The sequence below is a fragment of the Streptomyces sp. NPDC002825 genome (genome assembly GCF_040295385.1).
Lineage (GTDB): Bacteria > Actinomycetota > Actinomycetes > Streptomycetales > Streptomycetaceae > Streptomyces.
In genome coordinates this window covers 55,720-75,100 of record NZ_JBEOVH010000008.1, presented here as the reverse complement: position 1 = coordinate 75,100, position 19,381 = coordinate 55,720, and the positions used below count along the sequence as shown (strand labels likewise).

Annotated in this window: 19 protein-coding genes and 4 pseudogenes; 12 read left to right on the top strand and 11 right to left on the bottom strand. The window is 69.9% G+C overall.

Annotation, left to right across the window (positions count from 1 at the left end; genetic code table 11):
• The first annotated feature begins 15 nt into the window (after positions 1-15).
• The 6 genes from ABT041_RS13390 to ABT041_RS13365 all read left to right on the top strand — a co-directional run bounded on the left by ABT041_RS13390 (position 16) and on the right by ABT041_RS13365 (position 6,419).
• Positions 16-1,062, top strand: a complete 1,047-nt coding sequence (locus ABT041_RS13390) for an endo-1,4-beta-xylanase (RefSeq protein WP_502976462.1) — start codon at positions 16-18, stop codon at positions 1,060-1,062.
• A complete protein-coding gene (locus tag ABT041_RS13385) occupies positions 1,059-2,105 on the top strand; it encodes a Gfo/Idh/MocA family protein (RefSeq protein ID WP_351183413.1) in 1,047 nt (348 codons plus the stop codon). Before ABT041_RS13390 ends, ABT041_RS13385 begins: the two co-directional genes overlap by 4 nt.
• Positions 2,102-2,962 carry a DUF6807 domain-containing protein gene (locus ABT041_RS13380; RefSeq protein WP_351183411.1) on the top strand — a complete coding sequence of 287 codons (861 nt, stop codon included), beginning with the start codon at positions 2,102-2,104 and terminating at the stop codon, positions 2,960-2,962. Before ABT041_RS13385 ends, ABT041_RS13380 begins: the two co-directional genes overlap by 4 nt.
• Positions 2,959-3,654 (top strand): cupin domain-containing protein, encoded by a 696-nt coding sequence (locus tag ABT041_RS13375; RefSeq protein WP_351183701.1) that lies wholly within the window; start codon positions 2,959-2,961, stop codon positions 3,652-3,654. The genes ABT041_RS13380 and ABT041_RS13375 overlap by 4 nt, the downstream gene beginning before the upstream one ends.
• Positions 3,654-5,132 carry a non-reducing end alpha-L-arabinofuranosidase family hydrolase gene (locus tag ABT041_RS13370; protein ID WP_351183409.1) on the top strand — a complete coding sequence of 493 codons (1,479 nt, stop codon included), beginning with the start codon at positions 3,654-3,656 and terminating at the stop codon, positions 5,130-5,132. The genes ABT041_RS13375 and ABT041_RS13370 overlap by 1 nt, the downstream gene beginning before the upstream one ends.
• Before the next feature lie 117 nt (positions 5,133-5,249).
• Positions 5,250-6,419 carry an aldose epimerase family protein gene (locus ABT041_RS13365; protein ID WP_351183407.1) on the top strand — a complete coding sequence of 390 codons (1,170 nt, stop codon included), beginning with the start codon at positions 5,250-5,252 and terminating at the stop codon, positions 6,417-6,419.
• A 121-nt stretch (positions 6,420-6,540) separates the two neighbouring features.
• Here ABT041_RS13365 and ABT041_RS13360 read toward each other — a convergent pair whose 3' ends face one another.
• Positions 6,541-7,113: a DinB family protein gene (locus tag ABT041_RS13360; protein WP_351183405.1), complete on the bottom strand. Its 573-nt coding sequence runs from the start codon at positions 7,111-7,113 to the stop codon at positions 6,541-6,543.
• A gap of 114 nt (positions 7,114-7,227) precedes the next feature.
• Complete coding sequence (locus ABT041_RS13355) at positions 7,228-7,824, bottom strand: TetR/AcrR family transcriptional regulator (RefSeq protein ID WP_351183403.1); 597 nt, start codon at positions 7,822-7,824, stop codon at positions 7,228-7,230.
• 328 nt (positions 7,825-8,152) lie between these two features.
• Between ABT041_RS13355 and ABT041_RS13350 the strand changes: the two genes are divergently transcribed.
• On the top strand, positions 8,153-8,512 hold the full coding sequence (locus tag ABT041_RS13350) for an STAS domain-containing protein (RefSeq protein ID WP_351183401.1): 360 nt from the start codon (positions 8,153-8,155) through the stop codon (positions 8,510-8,512).
• 41 nt (positions 8,513-8,553) lie between these two features.
• Here the strand turns inward: ABT041_RS13350 and ABT041_RS13345 are convergent, their stop codons facing one another.
• The 4 genes and pseudogenes from ABT041_RS13345 to ABT041_RS13330 all read right to left on the bottom strand — a co-directional run.
• Positions 8,554-9,336 carry a metallophosphoesterase family protein gene (locus ABT041_RS13345; RefSeq protein WP_351183399.1) on the bottom strand — a complete coding sequence of 261 codons (783 nt, stop codon included), beginning with the start codon at positions 9,334-9,336 and terminating at the stop codon, positions 8,554-8,556.
• On the bottom strand, positions 9,333-9,593 hold the full coding sequence (locus tag ABT041_RS13340; RefSeq protein ID WP_351183397.1) for a hypothetical protein: 261 nt from the start codon (positions 9,591-9,593) through the stop codon (positions 9,333-9,335). The genes ABT041_RS13345 and ABT041_RS13340 overlap by 4 nt, the downstream gene beginning before the upstream one ends.
• Positions 9,590-10,321, bottom strand: a complete 732-nt coding sequence (locus ABT041_RS13335; RefSeq protein ID WP_351183395.1) for a nucleotidyltransferase family protein — start codon at positions 10,319-10,321, stop codon at positions 9,590-9,592. Before ABT041_RS13335 ends, ABT041_RS13340 begins: the two co-directional genes overlap by 4 nt.
• A gap of 171 nt (positions 10,322-10,492) precedes the next feature.
• Positions 10,493-10,993, bottom strand: a pseudogene (locus tag ABT041_RS13330) (beta-xylosidase family glycoside hydrolase); the annotation flags it as partial.
• Between ABT041_RS13330 and ABT041_RS13325 the strand changes: the two are divergent.
• Together ABT041_RS13325 and ABT041_RS13320 are read left to right on the top strand one after the other, a co-directional pair.
• Positions 10,994-11,640: pseudogene (locus tag ABT041_RS13325) on the top strand (IS5 family transposase); the annotation flags it as partial.
• Positions 11,641-11,723: 83 nt separating this feature from the next.
• Positions 11,724-12,320 carry a hypothetical protein gene (locus ABT041_RS13320; protein WP_351183393.1) on the top strand — a complete coding sequence of 199 codons (597 nt, stop codon included), beginning with the start codon at positions 11,724-11,726 and terminating at the stop codon, positions 12,318-12,320.
• 214 nt (positions 12,321-12,534) lie between these two features.
• Here the strand turns inward: ABT041_RS13320 and ABT041_RS13315 are convergent, their stop codons facing one another.
• The 3 genes and pseudogenes from ABT041_RS13315 to ABT041_RS13305 form a co-directional block, all read right to left on the bottom strand.
• Positions 12,535-12,726, bottom strand: a complete 192-nt coding sequence (locus tag ABT041_RS13315; protein WP_351183391.1) for a hypothetical protein — start codon at positions 12,724-12,726, stop codon at positions 12,535-12,537.
• A gap of 308 nt (positions 12,727-13,034) precedes the next feature.
• Positions 13,035-13,944, bottom strand: a pseudogene (locus tag ABT041_RS13310) (helix-turn-helix transcriptional regulator); the annotation flags it as partial.
• Positions 13,945-15,056: 1,112 nt separating this feature from the next.
• On the bottom strand, positions 15,057-15,581 hold the full coding sequence (locus ABT041_RS13305; RefSeq protein ID WP_351183389.1) for a P-loop nucleotide/nucleoside kinase family protein: 525 nt from the start codon (positions 15,579-15,581) through the stop codon (positions 15,057-15,059).
• Between the two features lie 202 nt (positions 15,582-15,783).
• Here ABT041_RS13305 and ABT041_RS13300 point away from each other — a divergent pair, with 202 nt between their 5' ends.
• The 3 genes and pseudogenes from ABT041_RS13300 (at position 15,784) to ABT041_RS13290 (ending at position 17,511) form a co-directional block, all read left to right on the top strand.
• Positions 15,784-16,221: a hypothetical protein gene (locus tag ABT041_RS13300; protein WP_351183387.1), complete on the top strand. Its 438-nt coding sequence runs from the start codon at positions 15,784-15,786 to the stop codon at positions 16,219-16,221.
• A gap of 104 nt (positions 16,222-16,325) precedes the next feature.
• Positions 16,326-16,529: pseudogene (locus ABT041_RS13295) on the top strand (IS701 family transposase); the annotation flags it as partial.
• A gap of 556 nt (positions 16,530-17,085) precedes the next feature.
• A complete protein-coding gene (locus tag ABT041_RS13290; protein ID WP_351183385.1) occupies positions 17,086-17,511 on the top strand; it encodes an Ohr family peroxiredoxin in 426 nt (141 codons plus the stop codon).
• A 370-nt stretch (positions 17,512-17,881) separates the two neighbouring features.
• On the opposite strand, the gene ABT041_RS13285 is transcribed toward ABT041_RS13290, so the two are convergent.
• Positions 17,882-18,424 carry a hypothetical protein gene (locus ABT041_RS13285; RefSeq protein ID WP_351183383.1) on the bottom strand — a complete coding sequence of 181 codons (543 nt, stop codon included), beginning with the start codon at positions 18,422-18,424 and terminating at the stop codon, positions 17,882-17,884.
• A 395-nt stretch (positions 18,425-18,819) separates the two neighbouring features.
• Positions 18,820-19,374 (bottom strand): CGNR zinc finger domain-containing protein, encoded by a 555-nt coding sequence (locus ABT041_RS13280; RefSeq protein ID WP_351183381.1) that lies wholly within the window; start codon positions 19,372-19,374, stop codon positions 18,820-18,822.
• Positions 19,375-19,381 lie beyond the last annotated feature (7 nt).

The following is a 19,381-nucleotide window of genomic DNA, read 5'->3' as shown; positions in this document are numbered from 1 at the left end:
ATCGAGGAGTCAACCATGTCCATGTCCGTGTCCCGTCACCTCATCGCCCTCTCCGCCGCCGCCTGCCTGGCGGCCGGCCTCGCCGCCGCGCCCGCCAGCGCCGAGCCCCGCCCCAGGACGCTCGCCGACCTGGCGAAGCAGCACCACAAGTACTTCGGCTCCGCCACCGACAACCCCGAGTTCACCGACGCCGCCTACCTGAAGCTCCTCGGCGGCGAGTTCGGGCAGACCACCCCCGGCAACGCCATGAAGTGGGAGACCACGGAACCCCGGCCCGGCGTCTTCGACTTCACCGCCGCCGAAGAGGTCATGGCCTTCGCCAAGGACCACCACCAGAAGGTCCGCGGCCACACCCTCGTCTGGCACAACCAGCTGCCCTCCTGGCTCACCGGGCGCACCTGGACCGCCGACGAACTGCGTGCCGTCCTCAAGAACCACATCCAGACGGAGGTCCGGCACTTCAAGGGCCGGGTGATCCACTGGGACGTCGTCAACGAGGCCTTCAACGAGGACGGCACCTACCGCGAGTCGATCTTCTACAAGACGCTCGGCCCCGGCTACATCGCCGACGCCCTGCGCTGGGCCCACGAGATCGACCCGCACGCCAAGCTGTACCTCAACGACTACAACGTCGACTGGATCGGCCCCAAGAGCGACGCGTACTACGCCCTCATCAAGCAGCTGAAGGCCGACGGAGTCCCGGTGGACGGCTTCGGCATCCAGGGCCATCTGGCACTCCAGTACGGCTTCCCCGCCGACGTACAGCAGAACATGCAGCGCTTCGCCGACCTCGGGGTCGACGTCGCCGTCACCGAGCTCGACATCCGGATGAACCTCCCGGTGACCCCGGAGAAGCTCGCCACCCAGGCCACCTGGTACGCCGACTACGTCAAGGCCTGCCTCGCGGTCAGGAAGTGCGTCGGCGTCACCATCTGGGACTACACCGACAAGTACTCGTGGATCCCCTCCGTCTTCCCCGGTGAGGGCGCCGCGCTGCCGTACGACGAGAACCTGCAGCCCAAGCCCGCCTACCACGCGATCAGGAAGGTGCTGGGCGGATGATCAGGACGGCGATCGTCGGGACGGGCGGGATCGCCGGCATCTGCCACGTACCCGCTCTCCGGGCGCAGGCGCACCGGGCCGAGATCGTGGCAGCCGTCGACGTGGACGCCGCGCGCGCCGAGGAGTTCGCGGCCGAGCACGGCATTCCCGCGGTCTACACCGACCTGCAGACGATGCTGAAGGAGCAGCGTCCGGACGTCGTGCACCTGTGCACGCCGCCGTTCCTGCACGCCGAACAGGCGGTGGCCTGCCTGGAGGCGGGAGCGTGGGTGTGGTGCGAGAAGCCGGTGGCGCTGTCGCTGGCCGAGCTCGACCGGATCCAGGCCGCCGAGGGGACCGCCGCCGCGGGTGCGGTGTTCCAGCACAGGTACGGATCGGGCGCCCGGTACCTGCGGGAACGGATCGCCGCCGGGACCCTGGGCCGCCCGCTCGTCGCGCAGTGCGTCACGGCCTGGTACCGCGACGACGCCTACTACGACGTGCCCTGGCGCGGCACCTGGCGGAGCGAGGGCGGCGGTCCGACGATGGGCCACGGCATCCACCAGATGGACCTGATGCTCGCGGTGCTCGGCGACTGGGCCGAGGTACGGGCCATGGCCGGCCGCCTGGAGCGAGACGTCCAGACCGAGGACGTCTCCACCGCCCTGGTCCGGTTCGAGAACGGGGCCATCGCGACGGTCGTCAACAGCGTCCTGTCTCCCCGCGAGGAGAGCTACCTGCGCTTCGACCTCACCGACGCCACGGTCGAACTGCGGCACCTGTACGGCTACTCCAACGCGGACTGGACGTTCACCGCCGGGTCGTCCGGCGCGACCTGGGAGCCGCCGGACGACCTGCCCAGCTCGCACACCGCCCAGCTCGCGGCCTTCCTCGACGGCTACGAGGCGGGCGTCCGGCCCGACCTCGGCAGGCCGACCATGGAACTGGTCACCGCCCTGTACAAGGCCGCGATCACCGGCCTGCCGGTCCTGCGCGGCGAGATCGACGCGGCCGACCCGTTCTACGGGGCGCTCAACGGCGGGCAGCCGGAGGTGTTCCGGTGACCTTCGAACTCCTCCGGAACGAGGACGCGCTGATCGTCCGGACGCGCGGCGTCGACCTCTTCCGCTATGTGCACCGGCCGGTCATGGACCCCTTCGAAGCGCCGAAGCCCTACCTGCATCCGGTGCGCACGCTCGCCGGCGACGTCGTCACCGGGTACCGGCCGCACGACCATCGCTGGCACAAGGGCATCCAGATGACGGCGTCGTGGCTGTCCGGGCAGAACTTCTGGGGCGGCGGCACCTACCTGCGCGGCCAGGGCTACGTCGACCTGCCGAACCTCGGCACGATGCGCAGCCTCAGCCTGTCCGCCGAGACGGGCCTGGACCGCGCCGTGATCACCGAGGAGCTGGCCTGGCACACGATGGCGGGGGAGCGGTGGATCGACGAGCACCGCACGCTGACCGCACGCGACGTCGAGGCCGACTCCTGGACCCTGGAGGTCACCATCGCGCTGACCAACGTCCACGACACCACCCTCACGTTCGGCAGCCCCGGCACGCAGGGCCGGGAGCTCGCCGGGTACTCCGGCCTGTTCTGGCGCGGTCCGCGCGCGTTCACCGGCGGTGACGCGATCGGCCCCGCGATGGGCGACAAGGGCGACTGGCTGGGCTTCGTCGGCACCCACGACGAGGTCGACCGCTCCTCCACGCTCCTGTTCCTGGACGATCCGGACGCCCCCGGCCACTGGTTCGTCCGCAGCGAGCCCTTCGCCGCCGTCAACCCGTCCGTGGCGTTCGACGAGGAACTGCCGCTGGGCCCCGGCGACACCCTCTCGCGCCGCTACCGGATCGTCGTGGCCGACGGCGCGTGGACCCCCGCGCGCCTGTCCCGGCACGTCGCGGAACACCCGTGGTGACCCCGCTGCCCGGCGGCGTGGGGATCTCCGGGCTGACCGTGTACGACTGGGAGGCCGCCGACGGGCTGTGCGGGGGCACGCCCCACATGCACCTCGTGTGCTCCGAGGCGTACGTCGTCATCAGCGGCACGGGCAGCGTCCAGACACTCACCACCACCGGGTTCGCCGACACCCCGCTGCACCCCGGTGACGTCGTCTGGTTCACCCCGGGCACGATTCACCGGCTCGTCAACTCCGGCGGCCTGCGCCTCGTGGTGCTCATGCAGAACAGCGGACTCCCCGAGGCAGGAGACGCAGTCTTCACCTTCCCCCCTCGTGTCCTGGCCGATCCCGACGCCTACCAGGCGGCGGCCGCCCTGACCGGCGACCCGGCCACGGCAGCACGCCGCCGCCGCGACCTGGCACTCGACGGATTCCTGGCCCTGCGCGAAGGCGGCCTGCGGGAGTTCCATGCCGCGGCCCACCGCCTGAAGAGCGGCCTCCTCGACTCCTGGTGGATCCGCTGGCACGACGGCGCGCTGGCAGCGGCCGAAACGACCGGCCGCCAACTGGACGCCCTGAAGGCCGGAGACCTCTCCCACCTCGACCACGGCGCAGTGTCACGACTGGAACGCCCGGAGCACCAGCTCTTCGGCATGTGCGGCCGGCTCCACACCTATCCCCTCCCGAACCCCCCGAAGGAGCACGTCTGATGTGGTTACGCCAACGGTCCCCCGTCCCACTGAAACGCCTGCTCGCCGTCCTCACCCCCCTGCTGCTCCTGGCCACCTTCTTCGGCGCCCAGCCCGCCGGCGCGGCGACCGTCGACACCAACGCCTGGTACGTCCTGGTCAACCGCAACAGCGGCAAGGCCCTTGACGTCTACAACCTGGCGACCAACGACGGCGCCCGCATCACCCAGTGGACGAGGAACGACCAGAACCAGCAGCAGTGGCAGTTCGTCGACTCCGGCGGCGGCTACTACCGCATCAAGTCGCGCCACTCCGGCAAGGTGCTGGACGTCTCCAACGGGTCCACCGCCAACGGCGGCCCGATCGTCCAGTGGACCGACCTGAACGCCACCAACCAGCAATGGCGGCTGGCCGACAGCCCCGACGGCTACGTCCGGCTCGTCGCGCGCCACAGCGGCAAGGCCCTCGAAGTGCAGGGCGCCTCCACCGCCGACGGCGCGAACATCGTCCAGTACGACGACTGGGGCGGCGCCAACCAGCAGTGGCAGCTCGTCAAGGTCGGCGGCGGCACCACCCCCGGCGTGTGCGCCCTTCCGACGACCTACCGCTGGACGTCGACGGGCGCGCTGGCACAGCCGAAGTCCGGATGGGCCTCGCTCAAGGACTTCACCGTCGTCCCCTACAACGGCAGGAACCTCGTCTACGCGACGACGCACGGGGCCGCGGGGACGGGCACGGGCTGGGGCTCGATGAACTTCACCCCGTTCACCAACTGGTCGGAGATGGCCTCGGCCGGCCAGAACACGATGACGAACTCCGCCGTCGCGCCCACGCTCTTCTACTTCGCGCCGAAGAACATCTGGGTGCTCGCCTACCAGTGGGGGAGGACCGCCTTCTCCTACCGCACATCGAGCGACCCCACCAACCCGAACGGCTGGTCGGCGGAGCAGGAACTCTTCTCCGGAAGCATCGCCGACTCCGGAACCGGGCCCATCGACCAGACGCTCATCGCCGACGGCACGAACATGTACCTGTTCTTCGCCGGCGACAACGGCAAGATCTACCGGGCCGGCATGCCGATCGGGAACTTCCCGTCCAGTTTCGGCTCGTCGTACACGACGGTCATGAGCGACACGGTGAAGAACCTGTTCGAGGCCCCGCAGGTCTACAAGCTCCAGGGCCAGGACCGCTACCTCATGATCGTCGAGGCGGACGGCTCGCAGGGCCGGTACTTCCGCTCGTTCACGGCCACCAGCCTGAACGGTTCCTGGACACCGCAGGCCGCGACCGAGAGCAACCCCTTCGCGGGCAAGGCCAACAGCGGCGCCACCTGGACCAACGACATCAGCCACGGCGAACTGATCCGCACCGGTCCCGATCAGACCATGACCGTCGATCCCTGCAACCTGCGCTTCCTCTACCAGGGGCGCGATCCCAACTCAGGCGGCGACTACGGCCTGTGGCCCTACCGGCCGGGTCTGCTGACGCTGCAGCGCTGACGACGTGACACCGGCCGGCTCGGGGAGCCGGCGTGGCGGGCTCGGCGGACAACCGGGCCCGCCACTTCGAACGTGGTCCGAAATATCGAACATCCGACGTTGAGGAGAGACAACGACATGACGATCAACAGACGTACGGTGATGGCGGCAGGCGCCGCCGGAGTGGCCGCGGCCGCCCTCGGGACGGCCCCGGCGTTCGCCTCTTCGGAGGGCGCCGAACGAGCGGACGGAAAGCCGACGAAGGAGCTCTTCGGGACCCTGCACGACGGCACGCCCGTCCACCGGTGGACCGTGGCCGCGGGAGGCACCCGGCTGCGCGTCCTGTCGTACGGCGGCATCGTCCAGTCCCTCGAGATCCCCGATCGGCACGGCCGGTACGCGAACGTGTCGCTGGGCTTCGACAACCTCGACGACTACGTGGCGGGCAGCCCGTACTTCGGCGCCGTCATCGGCCGCTACGGCAACCGCATAGCGCGCGGCACCTTCACGCTCGACGGCACGACGTACCGACTCCCCGTCAACGACGACCCCAACAGCCTGCACGGCGGGGACAAGGGCTTCGACAAGCGGGTGTGGGACGTCGAGCCGTACACGCGGGGGCGGGACACCGGCCTCACCCTGCGCTATGTCAGCCCCGACGGCGAGATGGGCTACCCCGGCACCCTGCGCGTCCGGGTCGACTACGTCCTCACCCCGCGCGGCGACTTCCGCATCGACTACGAGGCCGTCACGGACAGGGCCACGGTCGTGAACCTCACCAACCACACCTACTTCAACCTCGCCGGCGAAGGCAGCGGCAGCATCCTCGACCACACCCTGAGGATCGCCGCCTCCCGCTACACCCCCGTCGACTCCACCCTCATTCCCACCGGCGAACTCGCCGGGGTCGCGCACACGCCCTTCGACTTCCGCACCGGCAAGCGCATCGGTCGCGACATCCGCGAGGCGCATCCGCAGGTCGTCTTCGGCCGCGGCTACGACCACAACTTCGTGCTCGACAAGGGACTCACCGACGTCCCGCAGCACGTCGCGACCGTGACGGAACCCGTCCACGGCCGCGTGATGAAGATCGCGACCACCGAGCCGGGCATGCAGTTCTACAGCGGCAACTTCCTCGACGCCACGCTGGCGGGCTCCTCCGGGAAGGTCTACCGCCAGGGTGACGGCTTCTGCTTGGAGACCCAGCACTTCCCCGACTCACCCAACCAGCCGGCCTTCCCGTCGACGGTGCTCCGCCCGGGACGGACCTACCGCTCGACGACGGTCCACTCCTTCGCCGCTCGCTGACGGGGGAGGGTCAAGGCCGCCGGGCGGTCCAGGCCCGCCGGGCGGGCCGGGGGGAAGGCACCGGACGGGCTGAAGCGGGCCGGGCGGGACGGGGCGAATCGGCCCCTGCCCGCTCGGCCTCCTAGAGGACCGACCTGGCGGCCTGCTCGATCTTCGCGCGGTAGGCCGCGCGGGCTTCCTCGTCGACCCGCCTCTCGTGTTCGGGGCGCATGCCGGTCCGGCCGTCGACGCCCTCGCGCAGGATGTCGGCGTGTCCGGCGTGCCGGTTGGTCTCGCCGAGGACGTGGACCATGATGGCGAACAGGTTCGTGTGGGGGCACGGGTCCGACCACCACGGCACGTGGCCCGGGGCGTCGAGGGAAAGCGCCTCGATCGTCGCGTCGGAGTGTTCCCACGTGCGCCGGTAGAAGGCGACGACCTGATCGCGGGTCTCGTTCTCGGCGGCCCACTGATCGCTGCCGTCGGAGTCCTGCCACCGGCACAGAGGTTCCGGGGAAGGCCGGTCGAAGACCTCGCCGAAGTACCGGGCCTCGACGGTGGCCACGTGTTTGACCAGGCCGAGCAGGTTCGTCCCGGTGGCCGTCAAAGGCCGGCGGGCGTCGTATTCGGACAAGCCGTCGAGCTTCCAGAGCAGCGCCTCACGGTCCCGCCGCAGTCTCGTGTGCAGGTTGTCCTTCGCGAACTCATCGATCATGTGCGGTGAGCCTGCCATGGGACGCTGGTGGTCTCAAGATCCCAACGGTGGTCCCAGGTGGCCCCAGGCGATCCCAGGTGGGGCCGGCACGCGCCGCTCGCCCCTTGCCGGATGTCAGCCCAGATCGTGTCCGGTCACCGCGCGAGCGTAGGAGCGCAGGGCGGCGACGACCTCTGTGCGGGTGCGGCGGCCGGCCAGGATCTCCATCTGGTAACCGTCCTCCATGGCGACGAAGTTCGCCGCGAGGAGGCGGGGCGGGTCGGTCAGGGTGAAGTGGCCCTGCGCCTGTCCCAGTACCAGGACGGCGTGGTAGACGGAGATCTGGCGCTCCGTCAGCGCGCTGTCGAGGGCGGCCGCCTTGGCGTCGCGCAGGCAGCGGGGCCAGTACTCGTAGAGCAGCCGGGTCAGCGCGTCGTCCGGGCCGGTGGCCGGACCGCAGTCGATGCAGGCGCGCAGTTGGTCACGGGCGTCCGTGAACTGTTCCGCGGCCCGTTCCCGCTCCTGGCTGTAGCGCTCGATCGCCTGCTGGTACGTCTCGTACACGAGCGCGTCGAGGTCGCCGTAGTAGAGCACGGCGGCGGGTGTCACGCCGGCCTCGTCGGCGACGTCGCGCAGCCGCAGCCCGTCCAGGCCCCGCGCGAGCAGCGCCCGCTGCACGGCCGCGTTGAGCTCCGCCCGACGGGCCGCCTTGCCCCGCTTCCCTGCCGTCATGCTCACCCCTAGGTTATGTTCCGTATTTGTATTTAACTACAGAGGCCCAGGTCTTGACGAGGAGGAAGGGTATTTCCTAAATCGCGCTTTAGCGAATGCTCCGATCGGCTTTCGAGTCAGTTGATCCCGCTCACCGCGGGCGCCTTCCGTGAGCCCGACCGTGACACCCAGGACTGCGGCAGCACGGGGCAGGGCGACGCCATGTGGTCGCCCGGGAGAGAGGAGTTGACTCCTCCGAACCGCCACCGGCCTCTCGGCGCGACACGCGGTACGGCCTGCATGGGATCCCGGAGGCAGGGCAGTCGCGGTGGTGAGGAGGAGGTGCGTCATGACACCCGGCAAGAAGCAGACCGCGCATCCCGAGACCGAAAGCCGTGTCCCGCATCCATTCGTCGTCTGGCTGAGCGGTGACCTGGACCTGGACCACTCGGCCGAGCTGCGGTCCCTGCTTCTCGACGCCGTCGCCCGTGCGCCGCGGGGCGCGGACATCGTCGTCGACCTCCAGAACTCGTCGTTCTGCGACTCGGCCGGTCTCAATCTGCTGTTGACCGCCCGGGAGTCGGCACTCGCATCGGGAAGCCGGATCACCCTGGCCGCCCCGAGTCACCAGATGGTGCGGCTGCTGGAGATCACGGGTTCCGTGGGTCTCTTCGGCTTCGGTCCTGCCGAGCAGCGGCAGCCCGGATGACCGGCGGGCAGCCAGGATGACCGGCGGGGGGCGGGGCCGGTTCAGGCAGGCTCGTGGCCGGTGACCGGCAGCTCGTAGAGCGCAAAGGCCCGGTCGATGACCGGCTGCGCGACGTTTCGCACGCGGACCCCGCGGGCCGTCATGCCGTGCTCCGTTCCCAGGTGGGCGTGGCCGTGGACGGCGAGGTCGGCGCCCACGGAGTCGATCGCCTCGGCGAGCAGATAGCTGCCGAGGAACGGATAGATCTCGACGGGCTCACCCGCGAGGGTGTCGGGGACGGGCGCGAAGTGGGTCAGGGCGATGCGGGCATCGCAGTGATCGGCGGCCAGCTCCTCCAGAGCGGAGGCCAGCCGCTCGGCGCCCTCATGCGCCACGCGCACCCAGGCCTTCATCTCCGGTTCGCCGAACGCCCCCGCACTCCGGCCCGCGAACCCTCCGCAGAACCCCTTCACGCCGGCCACGCCGACCCGGTGGCCGGCGGCGGAGAAGACGGTCGACTGTCCCTCCAGGACGCTGACGCCCGCGGAGACGAGCGTACGCGTCACCTCGTCGGCCTCGTCCGAGTGGTAGTCGTGGTTGCCCAGTACGGCGATGACCGGGACCCCGATGTCTCGGACCTCATCGGCCACCACCTGGGCTTCGTCGACGGTGCCGTGCCGCGTCAGATCACCGGCGAGCAGGAGCACGTCCGCGCACTCGGGGAGCGTCATGAACGCGGGACGCAGCAGCCCCGCGCAATCCGGACTCAGATGGATGTCGCCGACCGCCGCCACTCGGACGACGTGGTCGCCGCGGCCCAAAACCATCGGCGTCTCCCGCGTCATGGCAGCTGCTCCACGTGGTCGGGCGCGTCGGCGGAGGGCGTGGTGAGATCCGTACGTACGACGAGCCCGGTCAACTCCTCCCGCGCCAGCCGCAGTATCTCGTTCCGTCGGCCGGCGGTGGGCAGTGCGCCGGTCAACAGCACACTGTCGCCGCGCAGTTCGATCCGGACACCGAGCTCGGCGACTTCGTCGCCGGCAAGGCGTTCGCGCAGCCGGGCGATCCGGTACTCGACCTCCTGGCAGTTGCGTCCGGTCATCGGTCTCGCACCTCCTTGCCGTCGGGGCGGGACCGAATGACGTCGAGCAGTTCGAGCAGGTAGAGGAACGCCGCCGCCATAGGCTTGTTCCCGGTCTCCTCGCGTACGCGGTCCCAGTCGACGCGTTCACGCAGCCCGCGCGCGACGGGAAGCAGAGTCCCGAAGTCGCAGTGGTGCTCCGACAGCGCGGCCAGCCGCCCGGCCATGAGGTCGGTCGGCTCGATGACCGGCATGTGCACCGAGTCGACAGGAAGGGTCTCGGCGCGTCGGAGGAGTTCGGTCGTGACGGGGCGGCCCGCAAGGGAGAAGATCAGATCGATGTGCTCTCCGGCCCTGCGGCCCTTGATCAGCCAGTCCTCGGGCGGTTCGACGATCTCGATGCCGTGATCGCTGAGGCAACGGGTCACCTGGTCGGCGTCCTCCCGACGGACGGCGAAGTCCGCGTCGTGCTGCAGGCGCACCGGGATTCCGTAGGCGTAGACGGCGACGCTGCCGACCAGGGCGAACGGACACCCCGAGGATTTGAGGACTCCGGCGACCTCCTTCGTGACCTCCAGGATCGCCTGGGTGTGGTCCGCCGGAAGGTTCCGGGCCTGCTGACTACCGGCTGTGCGCGCCGCAAACCCTGCGGAGTCGAAGTCGGAGCCGGAGCCGGAGCCGGAGTCCGCGGGCCATCGGCCCCTGGAGGTGGTGCCACCGTTCGCAGGGGCCCCTTGGACGAGGTTCATCTGGATCCCTCCTGCTGACCGCACCGCTGCCTGAATCCCCGGGGATCTGCCAGTACCCCGTCCGCCCCGAAGAATGCGCCGGAGCTGTCCAGGCGGCCCCGGTCGCCGGGCGACGGCGGCCGGGGCCAGGAAGAAGCACGTACGGACGGTGGCCGGGGTGGTGGTCAGGGGTCAGTCGTCGAGCGGCGCGTAATCGAACCAGTCGAAGTGAACGGTTCCCTCGGCCGCGTACATGCCGATGACACGGCCGGTGAAGCCGCCGGCGACCTCGGTCGACAGGTACCGGCCGTCGAGCGTGCCGAGGGGCGTGAACGTGCCGTCCGGCGCCTCGACGCCGAGGGCGAGCAGGTCGGGTCCGGTCCGGGGGCCCGCCGGAGGGTGCGGGGTGATGTCGACGCCGAGGACCACCGGACCGGCCGGGACAGGGGCGGTCGCCACCACGGTCCGCAGGGGGCCGATGCGGGCGGACACCTTCACCTCGCCGGCGGACGCCTCGATCTCGTAGTGGTGCCGCTCGTCGAGGCGGACGACGAGGCCGCCGCGTCCCCCGGCGGGGTCCACGAGGGCGCGTGCGGTGCAGGCGAGGTGCTGCTGGCGGCGGCCGACGAACACCAGGTCGGGCTCGTCGGGCGAGGAACCGCCGGCGTGGAGGGTGAGCCACCCGGAGCGCTCACCTGGCGGCAGCTGCCGCCGGTGTTCGGCCCGGCCTGGCCCACGGTCTACCGCCGGTTCGCCCAGTGGAGCCGGGACCGTGTCTGGGCGAGGCTCTATCGCGCGGTCCTTGACGAACTCGGAGCGCGGGGCGAGCTGGATTGGTCGCGGTGCGCGATCGACTCCGTCAGCCTGCGGGCTGCAAAAGGGGGCCGCTGACGGGACCGAATCCGACCGACCGCGGCAAGCTGGGATCGAAGATCCACCTGATCTGTGACCGGAACGGACTGCCGCTGTCCCTGGGCATCTCCGGCGCGAACATGCACGACAGCCAGGGCCTGGAGCCGCTCGTGCGCGGCATCCCGCCGATCCGGTCCCGCCGCGGGCCCCGGCGCCGGAGGCCGGCGAAACTGCACGCGGACAAGGGCTACGACTACGACCACCTGTGCCGATGGCTCCGCGAGCGTGGAATCCGCCACCGTATTGCCCGCAAGGGCGTCGAGTCCTCACAGCGGCTGGGCCGGTATCGGTGGGTGGTCGAGAGAACCGTGTCCTGGCTGGCCGGCTGCCGACGCCTCCACCGTCGCTGTGAACGCAAGGCCGAACACTTTCTCGCGTTCGTCGGCATAGCCGCAGTCCTCATCGGCTACCGCCGGTTGATCCGGTGAGTCGGTCGGTAGCAGCAGTCGGCCGGCGCCGGTGATGTCAGTGACAGCTCGTAGGGTGCGCTGGGATTCGACGAGGAGGTTCGATGGGCTTTTCCGGTCATCTGGTCTTTGCGCGCAGCGAGCGCCCACTGCTGGAAGCACCCATGTTCAACAGCACCGGTCCAGAGCTGAGGGACGACGTGCACGAGTGGCAGCCGCGACCGGGCGGTTGGCAGACCCTGCGGCTGGAACAAGGCATCTGGGAGGACGAGTACCTGCCCACCTTGGTCGAATGGACCGGAGCGCCGGTCTGCGTCGCCGACGTCTCCGACAGCAGTGTCGCCCTCGTGACCGGCCTGGGCACCCACGGGCGCCGCTGGCAGGCATGGCTCAACCTGGACAACGCCGCCGCTCTCCTTGTCGAGGAACCGGAGGACGTGGACGACGTGAGCCTGTGGTTGGCCACCCCGGAGTTCGAAGAAGCCATCGGACACAAGCGTGCAGAGCTCGATGCGGAGGTGCCGTCCGACGCCGAAGGCGCTCTCGTGTGGGCTTCAGCGGCTGGTGTCCAGGCCGCGGCGCAGCGGTCTCGGATCGAGGAGCTGCTGCGTGCACGGGAGACCTTCGTGGAGGAGCTGTTCGACGCGCTGCTGGACGAGTTGGGCTTCCCTGAAGCCGTCCACCCCGCACCGCAGCCATAAGAAACGATGTCTAAGGCAACTGCATTGGCCTCGTCACGCCCCTGAGAGTCCAGGTGGAGACGGTCTGTCAGAGCGTCAGCGCCAGGTCCGATACGAGGAGTTCGGGGAGGCGTGCGACGAGCCGCGATGGGCCGGCCGGAACGTGCCCGCGCGGCCTCGCAGCGGTAGACGAGGGCGTGTTCGGCGTCGAGCCGGTCGAGGCCGGTTCCGGGCGCTAAAGGCCCAGGTCGAGGGCCACACACGAGTAGAACTTCCATGAGTTCTCGGGGTTGTAAGCGACGCTGCCCGAGCCCGGATCGACCTCCGCTTCGGTGGTCATGTCCTCGAAGCGGATCCGCTCGGGGAGCCGGCCGAAGCGGGCGTGCCGTGCCGCGGTGGCGGCGTCCGTGACGATCTCGTTGTTCATGAACGTGCTCCACTTCGTTGCTCGTGGATCGTGTCCTGCTGGTCGCCTCCGGCGAGTACTGTCAGGGTGCACGGGCTTCCGTCACCTGTCAAGGTGGTGACGGCCTACGGGGGCCGGTGCCGACGGCTACGGACAGGCGGCATAATCCTCCGCTCACAGGAGAGCCGGGGGGTGCGGCTGCCTCACCAGGCCCGATGTCTGCGGCCTCGTCGGCCCGGCGCATGGCGAAGCGAAGAGATCGGGTCGACGTGCTCGGCAAGGAGCCGGCGGAAGCGCTCCTCGGCGCCGGCGTGGTCGCGGCTGACTGCTCAGTCGTGTCCAGCGCCGGTGGGATCGTTGCGCCGGCCGGTCGACAGCAGTTTCTGCGCCAGCACGCGGCAGCGCGCCCCGAGCTCCAGAGGGTCGAGAATCTCGAAGTCGTGTCCCAGCAGGAGTACGTGCATGAGCACGGCGTCGAGGCGTTCGGCGCCGCTCAGCACCTCGCAGAGTTCGCGCCCGCGCTCTCGTACAACGGCCGCCGACGCCGGAAGCTGCGCGCGCACCGTGTCGGCCGACGCGTGCCCGGTGCGGGTGGACCCGGCTCGCCACGCCCTCTTGCACGTACGTCGCCGCGTCGGGCGCCGCGCGCGGGCGGAAGCGTCAGGCCCGGGCGGAGACATCGGTCGTCCGGTCGACGCGGAAGCTGCGCCAGCCGGCGCGATCGAGGTCGTAGGCAAGGAGGTACGAGCGCCGGTCGGAAGTGACCGGACGGTAGTGCTCGACCCGTCGCCGTCGCACCTCGCTCCCTGGGGGCACCTCCCGGACGAAGTATGGGGGAGGTAGTCGAAGCCTGCCTCGACCTCGTCGCGGCAGGCCCTGGCCAGCACCATGAGCGCCTCGGGGTCGACCGGCGTGCGGCCTCCGTCGAAGGACGCCACCGAGCCGGTGAGCGCGCGGACCTCGTGCCGCAGCCGGGTGGGCAGCACCTGGTCGAGCTTGGTCAGGGCCCGGAGCGCCGCGTCGCCGGCGCCGGCGACCGCGCCGGCGAGCAGCGAGACCGCGGTGGCGATGGCCTCATGGTGTCGAGAAGCAGTGGCGGCAGGTCCTGCCCTGGGCCCAGCTGGTAGCCGCGGCCGACACCCTGGCTGGCATGCACGGACAGCCGAGGGCGCGCAACCGCTCGACGTCACGCCGTACCGTGCGCGGCGTGACGCCGAGCCGGTCGGCGAGTTCGGGGCCAACGTGTCACCGCTTGCCCCGTCCATGTCGCCCACCCTGCCAGAAATAGCGGACCGATCCTGTCCGCCAGAGGTGCCAGGGTGACTCCATGGACGCAAACGAACTCGACGTGAACCGGGCGCTGCGCGAGCAGTTGGAGTTCCTCTGGAACCATTAGCTCCGAGCCCGGTTCGAGGGGCCTGACCGGCGACGAGTACTTCTGGTCGCCGGTGCCGGACGCCTGGAGCGTGCGGCCGCGCGGCAGCTCGACGGCGCCCGTACGGCTCGGTGCCGGGGACTTCCCAGCTCGACGTCTGGCCGGCCGGGGTGCGCGGCCTCGGCGACGCTGGACTCCGGGTACCGGTCGGTGCGAAGGAGCCGTTCCCCGAGATGCCGATGGTTGACCTGGTGCTGCACATCTACCGCGAAGTGATCCATCACCTGTCCGAGGATGCCTGCTGCGCGACCTCTACCTGCACACGCAACTCGGCACCGCCAGGGAGAGGTCCACGACGGCTAAGACGACGCATCTCGACCCCGAGGAACTGCACAGCAACCCCGCCTCCACGCAGGGGGTGATCGCCCCCGCTGCCCGGACGCTCCATGTCGGCATCTGCCTCGTCAACGGGGTCGACGCACAGGTGGGATACGCGGCGGCGCGATCAGTGTGGGGCGACCACCGCACAGCCATCACGGTCGTTTCCACCGCAGGACACGCTCGCCCAGGCGCGCTCGTGGAGATCGACGCAGTAGCGATGATTCCCGAATAGGACGAACCCACGGACCGAGCCTGCAGAGGCGCAACTCGCCGCATGGTCGATGAACGGCGCCGTGTCCGGCCCTGACGTTCGGCCGGAGCAGCTCCTCCGCGGTCGAACGGCGCGGGCGGTACGGGGCGGCGATGCTGAGCCGTACAGCCCGCCGCGGTCTTCCCAGGCCAGCCGGGTGCCAACTCGGGCGGACCGGGGCCCGACCTGCGGCGACGGCCCGTCACCTCACCGCGGCGCCCGTCACCCCGGACACCGTGGTCTAGGGCCCGTTTCGACTCGGCACGCTGCCACGACTTCGTGGGCTGACCTCCGAGTGTGCCCAAGACTGCCCCTCCCGACGTTGGCCCGCGCAAAGGTTGGGTCTCACGTGAGCGACGGCCACCGATCGGCAGCCCACTCCAGCCATCCCGACCATCCAGGAGGAGGACCACCGATCTCGTGCCCTCCGAGTTCGGCGGCATCGGGCTCCTCAAACAGGGTCCTCCAGTGCGCGAGGTCCGCTTCGCTCATCGGGAAGGTCTGATCCGGGGTAGCCGACTGACGATGGGCGATTCGAGCACGTTGGGTCTCGTGGTCCACCGGCAGGTACACAAGGCGGCAGTCCGCCCCCGCAGACTCGACCAAGCAGCGGATCGCGGATCTCTCGTCACGGGACCAGCATCCGAAGTCCAGGACCACGTTGGTTCCAAGTCTGAGCGCCTCCAGACCGAGCCGGAGTAGTCGGCCTTCCAGCACGTCGCGCTTCCCATCCGCCTCCGGCTCGCCGAACAGCGGAATCATCCACTCATCCGGCGTCAGTATCAAGGCGCCGTGCTCCTCGGCGAGTTGGCGAGCTCTCGTGGTCTTACCGGCGCCGGGCAGGCCGATCATCAGAAACAGCATGGTCACCTGCCGATCGTAAGCAGGAAGACCAGGTGCAGGGCGACTGCATATCAACCGGGATCGCCGGGCGTCAGATCTCCCCGTCCCACGGACAGAACGATGCTCCATGAGGCAGGGCGCGATATCAAGATCCGCCGGACAGGCCTTTGTGCTCCGGCCGTACATCCTGATCATGGATGTGAGGATCGCTCGTCGGTAGCCTGCGCGCATGGCTGAGACCTGGGACGAAGCGCAGTTGATCCACGACGGCTTCGGGCGTGTCATCGTTGAGTCGGAGTGGTACGACGGCCCGCGCGTCGGCCTCGTTGACATCGACGGGAAGCCGCACTACTTCGACGGCTATGGCCGATACTCCGGCGACAAGGCTGACGAGTACCGCGTCTGGCCTGCGAGCCCGGCCGCCGCGGAGCTGGAACGCGAGCAGTGGGCAATCTACGTCGACTGGAACGAGCGACAGGGGGCTGGGGCCGCCTGTCTGGGCCAGGACGGGATCGACGCACGCTACGACGAATTGGGCGCGCTGCTGACGCAGTACCGTCAGACGCCTGACGATGCGCGTCTGCTTGTGGGTGAGCTTCGGTACACCGGTGCCGGCCACCGGGTGGAAGGAACGGGCTACTGGTTCCGGTGGCGTCTGAGCAGGTGAGGCCGCCGTTGATCATGAGGCGTTGTGTGGACGACCAATGATCACGCGGCGACCTCGGCCGCCGGCGTAGGGCCTGCCCACCGGGGGAGGCGGTCGAGGCTCTGATGAGCCGGATTGCGGCCCAGTTGACCCGAGTTGAGCCCCGTCGCCGGGCAGCGCGGTTGGTCTCCGGACTCCTGCCGGACCTGCCGTGGAACAACTGCTGGACCCTGGCCGAGCACGCGGGTGAAGCTACCCCGGACGGCATGCGGCACCTGCTCCACCGCGCGAGATGCGACGCTGACGCGGTCCGTGACGACATGCACGCCTAGGTCGTCGAGCACTTGCACGACGCTCGCGCCAGTGTCTGCCGTGTCGCCCGACAGGCGACAGGCGCGGCTCCAGCCGCACCCACAGATCGCCCCGCCCCATGCCGAGCGCAACGACGTACCCGTAGTTCGAGGCTGCGCTCAAGGCCGCCCGCCAGACCAAGGCCCAGGACCCGCACTGCCGGGTCATCTGCACCATGTACGAGATGCAGCGCCTCGGCCGCGACGTCGCCGAACTCACCGCGCTCGCCGACTGGGCCGCTCAAGGAGTTCGCGATCCCGGCCTTGGTGGCCGTGGGCCGCACGACGTGAGCGATGGTCCTTGCTGAGAACTCCAACTGGGCGAACTGCCCCCAGGTGCACGGCTGCTGGTGCTGGAAAGCGGCGGCTCCATGGGGCGCGTGGAGGTGCACCGGCCACGCAATCTGGGCGTCACCGGCTTGACTGGTGACGCGTGGCGCTGCCATGCTTTCGTCACCGCCTCAACCGGTGACGTTGTGAGATTCCGGTCGGGAGGTGTCCCAAGACCCTTTGACCCAGATGGGGAGCATCAGCCATGGCAGTCACCTACACCGCCGTTGTCGACGTCGCCGGAGAGGGGCGGAACGGCGGTCGCGTCCGCTCCTCCGACGGTCTGCTGGAGACCGGCCTCGCTCTCCCCAAGGAGCTCGGCGGAGCCGGCACCGCGACCAACCCCGAGCAGCTCCTGGCCGCCGGATGGGCCGCCTGCTTCCTCGGCGCGCTGCGCCGCGCCGCCACCCTGCGCAAGATCCGGCTGACCAGCACCTCCATCACCGCCGAGATCACCCTCACCCACGGCGACGACGACACGTTCTCCCTCTCCGCGGTCCTCAGTCCCGTCCTCGGCGGCGTGGACCAGGACACCGCGCAGTCGCTCGCGCAGGCCGCCCACCAGATCTGCCCGTACTCCAGGGCCACGCGCGGCAACGTCCCCGTGATCATCAACGCCGTCGCCGCCTGACCTCCCCCTCCCGAGACCGCGGGTCCCGTGATCCCCCTCGCGGGACCCGCACCCTCGTGCACACCCGTCCCATCCACCGGAGAGCGAGGGCAGACACATGGCCTCCACCACGCACACACGCACGGACGGCCACCGTCGCCGCGCCGTCGGCGGAACCTCCGCTGTTGCCGGTGAACGGTCGTCCCTGAGTGCGGCAAGCACCGAGGGGCGCGCATGGCCCACCGGTGCGGAGGTGTGGGGCTGGGCGCAGAACGCGATGTTCGCCGGGTACGGCCCGTCCGCTGCCGGCTTCCTCTGACCGGCGGCCGGCGATCGGCGACCGGCGGCCGGCCACCACCGATCAGTGGCCGTCCTTCGCGCGAGCGGAGTCTCAGCCGGCCGGATCGATGACGGTGTACATGACGGAACGCTGCTGCTTGTGGCGCTGGATGCGCCCCTTGGCCACCAGGGCCTCGAGAGTGTTCCGTACCACCTGCGGGGTCGGGTTGCGGTCCGGGTGCTTCGTGAGGAGCTCGTCCCGCAGCTCCTTCGCCAGGCGGGGCTCGTCGTACGTGCCGAGCAACTCCAGCAGAAGGTCGCCGAGCAGCGGCCGGCGCGATGTGCTCTTCGCTCCCGAAGTCGACCTGCCACCCGCCGGAGCGGTCCTGGCCGGAGCCGCGCGTCGCGCGGCCGCACCGGCGGACGCTCGCCTTCCCTTGGCGACCACCGGCTCGTCCTGCTGCTGCTCGGGCAGTCTGGACGGGTCGGAGAAGCCCTCGTACTTCTGGGCGAGAGCCAGGATGTCCGTCAGGAGGGCCTCCTCCTGCTTCAACACCGCGATCCGCTGGGACAGCTCCTGCTGCAGACGGCGGTTCTCTTCCAGGTCCGACGTGGCTTGGTCCACCAACCGGGTGGCGGTCGACTGGTTGGTCACAACGCTTTCACTCCCTCGGTATGAACGGTGCTGCGCATGCTACTCACCGTCCACGTGCCCTGCGGCAGACAAGTGTCGACGCCAGTCCGTACGCCCGGACCCGCTCACCCTTCACGATAAACATCGGAGTCCCGACGACGCACATGTTCCGGTGACTCACATGTGTCTTTCGTGAGGTGTGTTCTGGCGGCTTGGCCCGTGTGCCGAGAGGATGCCGGGTCACCGCGGTCCTACCGAAGACATCGACGGGGTCGGTACCCAGACAGCGGAAGACCGCCGGCATCCTCGGAGTGCCGGCGGGTGCCGTCAAGAGCCATCATCACCACGACGTCCTGCGCAGGCCGCGCGCGGTCGTGCAATCCGCGGCGGCCCGCCGTCTGACCCCCCACCCGGGGTCAGTGCGCTGCCGCGGTCTTCTTGCGGGCGCGGTACGCGGCCGCCTTGGACTTGTTGCCGCAGGACTCCATGCCGCACCACTGGCGCCGCATGCCCCGGGACCGGTCGATGTAGACGCGCGTGCACTCGGGGTTGCCGCACTCCTTCAGCAGGGGGACGTCCGGGCCGCTGAGCAGTTCGACGGCCTGGCGGGCGACGGTGGCCAGGGCCTGCTCCGGGGTCGCGTCGGTGTGCCGGCCCGCCAGGGTGAGCTGCGGCGTCACGGGGACCTTGCGCGCGGCGCCGTTGAGCACGGCGAGCGACTCGCGGTCGAACTCCTCGCCCAGGCGACGGTCGGTGACGAGCCGGTAGAGGGCCTCGCGCACCGTGACCGCCTCCCGGACGTCCTCCTCGGTGCCGGGAGTGATCGTGTCCACGAGCCCGGACTCCAGGTACCAGGCGTTCAGCCGGTCCGGGGTCACGAACATCTCGAACCGGGTCGAGCGCCTGGCTCGGAGGGTGGCCGCGAAGTCGAGCGCCGGGTGCCCGCAGACGAAGACATGGTCAAGATTCACGTCACCA

What these genes read in the sequence shown, in the direction of transcription:
- ABT041_RS13390 (WP_502976462.1), top strand. Translation starts at nt 16, where the DNA reads ATGTCCATGTCCGTGTCCCGTCACCTCATCGCCCTCTCCGCCGCCGCC.
- ABT041_RS13385 (WP_351183413.1), top strand. Translation starts at nt 1,059, where the DNA reads ATGATCAGGACGGCGATCGTCGGGACGGGCGGGATCGCCGGCATCTGC.
- ABT041_RS13370 (WP_351183409.1), top strand. Translation starts at nt 3,654, where the DNA reads ATGTGGTTACGCCAACGGTCCCCCGTCCCACTGAAACGCCTGCTCGCC.
- ABT041_RS13365 (WP_351183407.1), top strand. Translation starts at nt 5,250, where the DNA reads ATGACGATCAACAGACGTACGGTGATGGCGGCAGGCGCCGCCGGAGTG.
- ABT041_RS13360 (WP_351183405.1), bottom strand. Translation starts at nt 7,113, where the DNA reads ATGATCGATGAGTTCGCGAAGGACAACCTGCACACGAGACTGCGGCGG.
- ABT041_RS13355 (WP_351183403.1), bottom strand. Translation starts at nt 7,824, where the DNA reads ATGACGGCAGGGAAGCGGGGCAAGGCGGCCCGTCGGGCGGAGCTCAAC.
- ABT041_RS13350 (WP_351183401.1), top strand. Translation starts at nt 8,153, where the DNA reads ATGACACCCGGCAAGAAGCAGACCGCGCATCCCGAGACCGAAAGCCGT.
- ABT041_RS13345 (WP_351183399.1), bottom strand. Translation starts at nt 9,336, where the DNA reads ATGACGCGGGAGACGCCGATGGTTTTGGGCCGCGGCGACCACGTCGTC.
- ABT041_RS13340 (WP_351183397.1), bottom strand. Translation starts at nt 9,593, where the DNA reads ATGACCGGACGCAACTGCCAGGAGGTCGAGTACCGGATCGCCCGGCTG.
- ABT041_RS13335 (WP_351183395.1), bottom strand. Translation starts at nt 10,321, where the DNA reads ATGAACCTCGTCCAAGGGGCCCCTGCGAACGGTGGCACCACCTCCAGG.
- ABT041_RS13320 (WP_351183393.1), top strand. Translation starts at nt 11,724, where the DNA reads ATGGGCTTTTCCGGTCATCTGGTCTTTGCGCGCAGCGAGCGCCCACTG.
- ABT041_RS13315 (WP_351183391.1), bottom strand. Translation starts at nt 12,726, where the DNA reads ATGAACAACGAGATCGTCACGGACGCCGCCACCGCGGCACGGCACGCC.
- ABT041_RS13300 (WP_351183387.1), top strand. Translation starts at nt 15,784, where the DNA reads ATGGCTGAGACCTGGGACGAAGCGCAGTTGATCCACGACGGCTTCGGG.
- ABT041_RS13290 (WP_351183385.1), top strand. Translation starts at nt 17,086, where the DNA reads ATGGCAGTCACCTACACCGCCGTTGTCGACGTCGCCGGAGAGGGGCGG.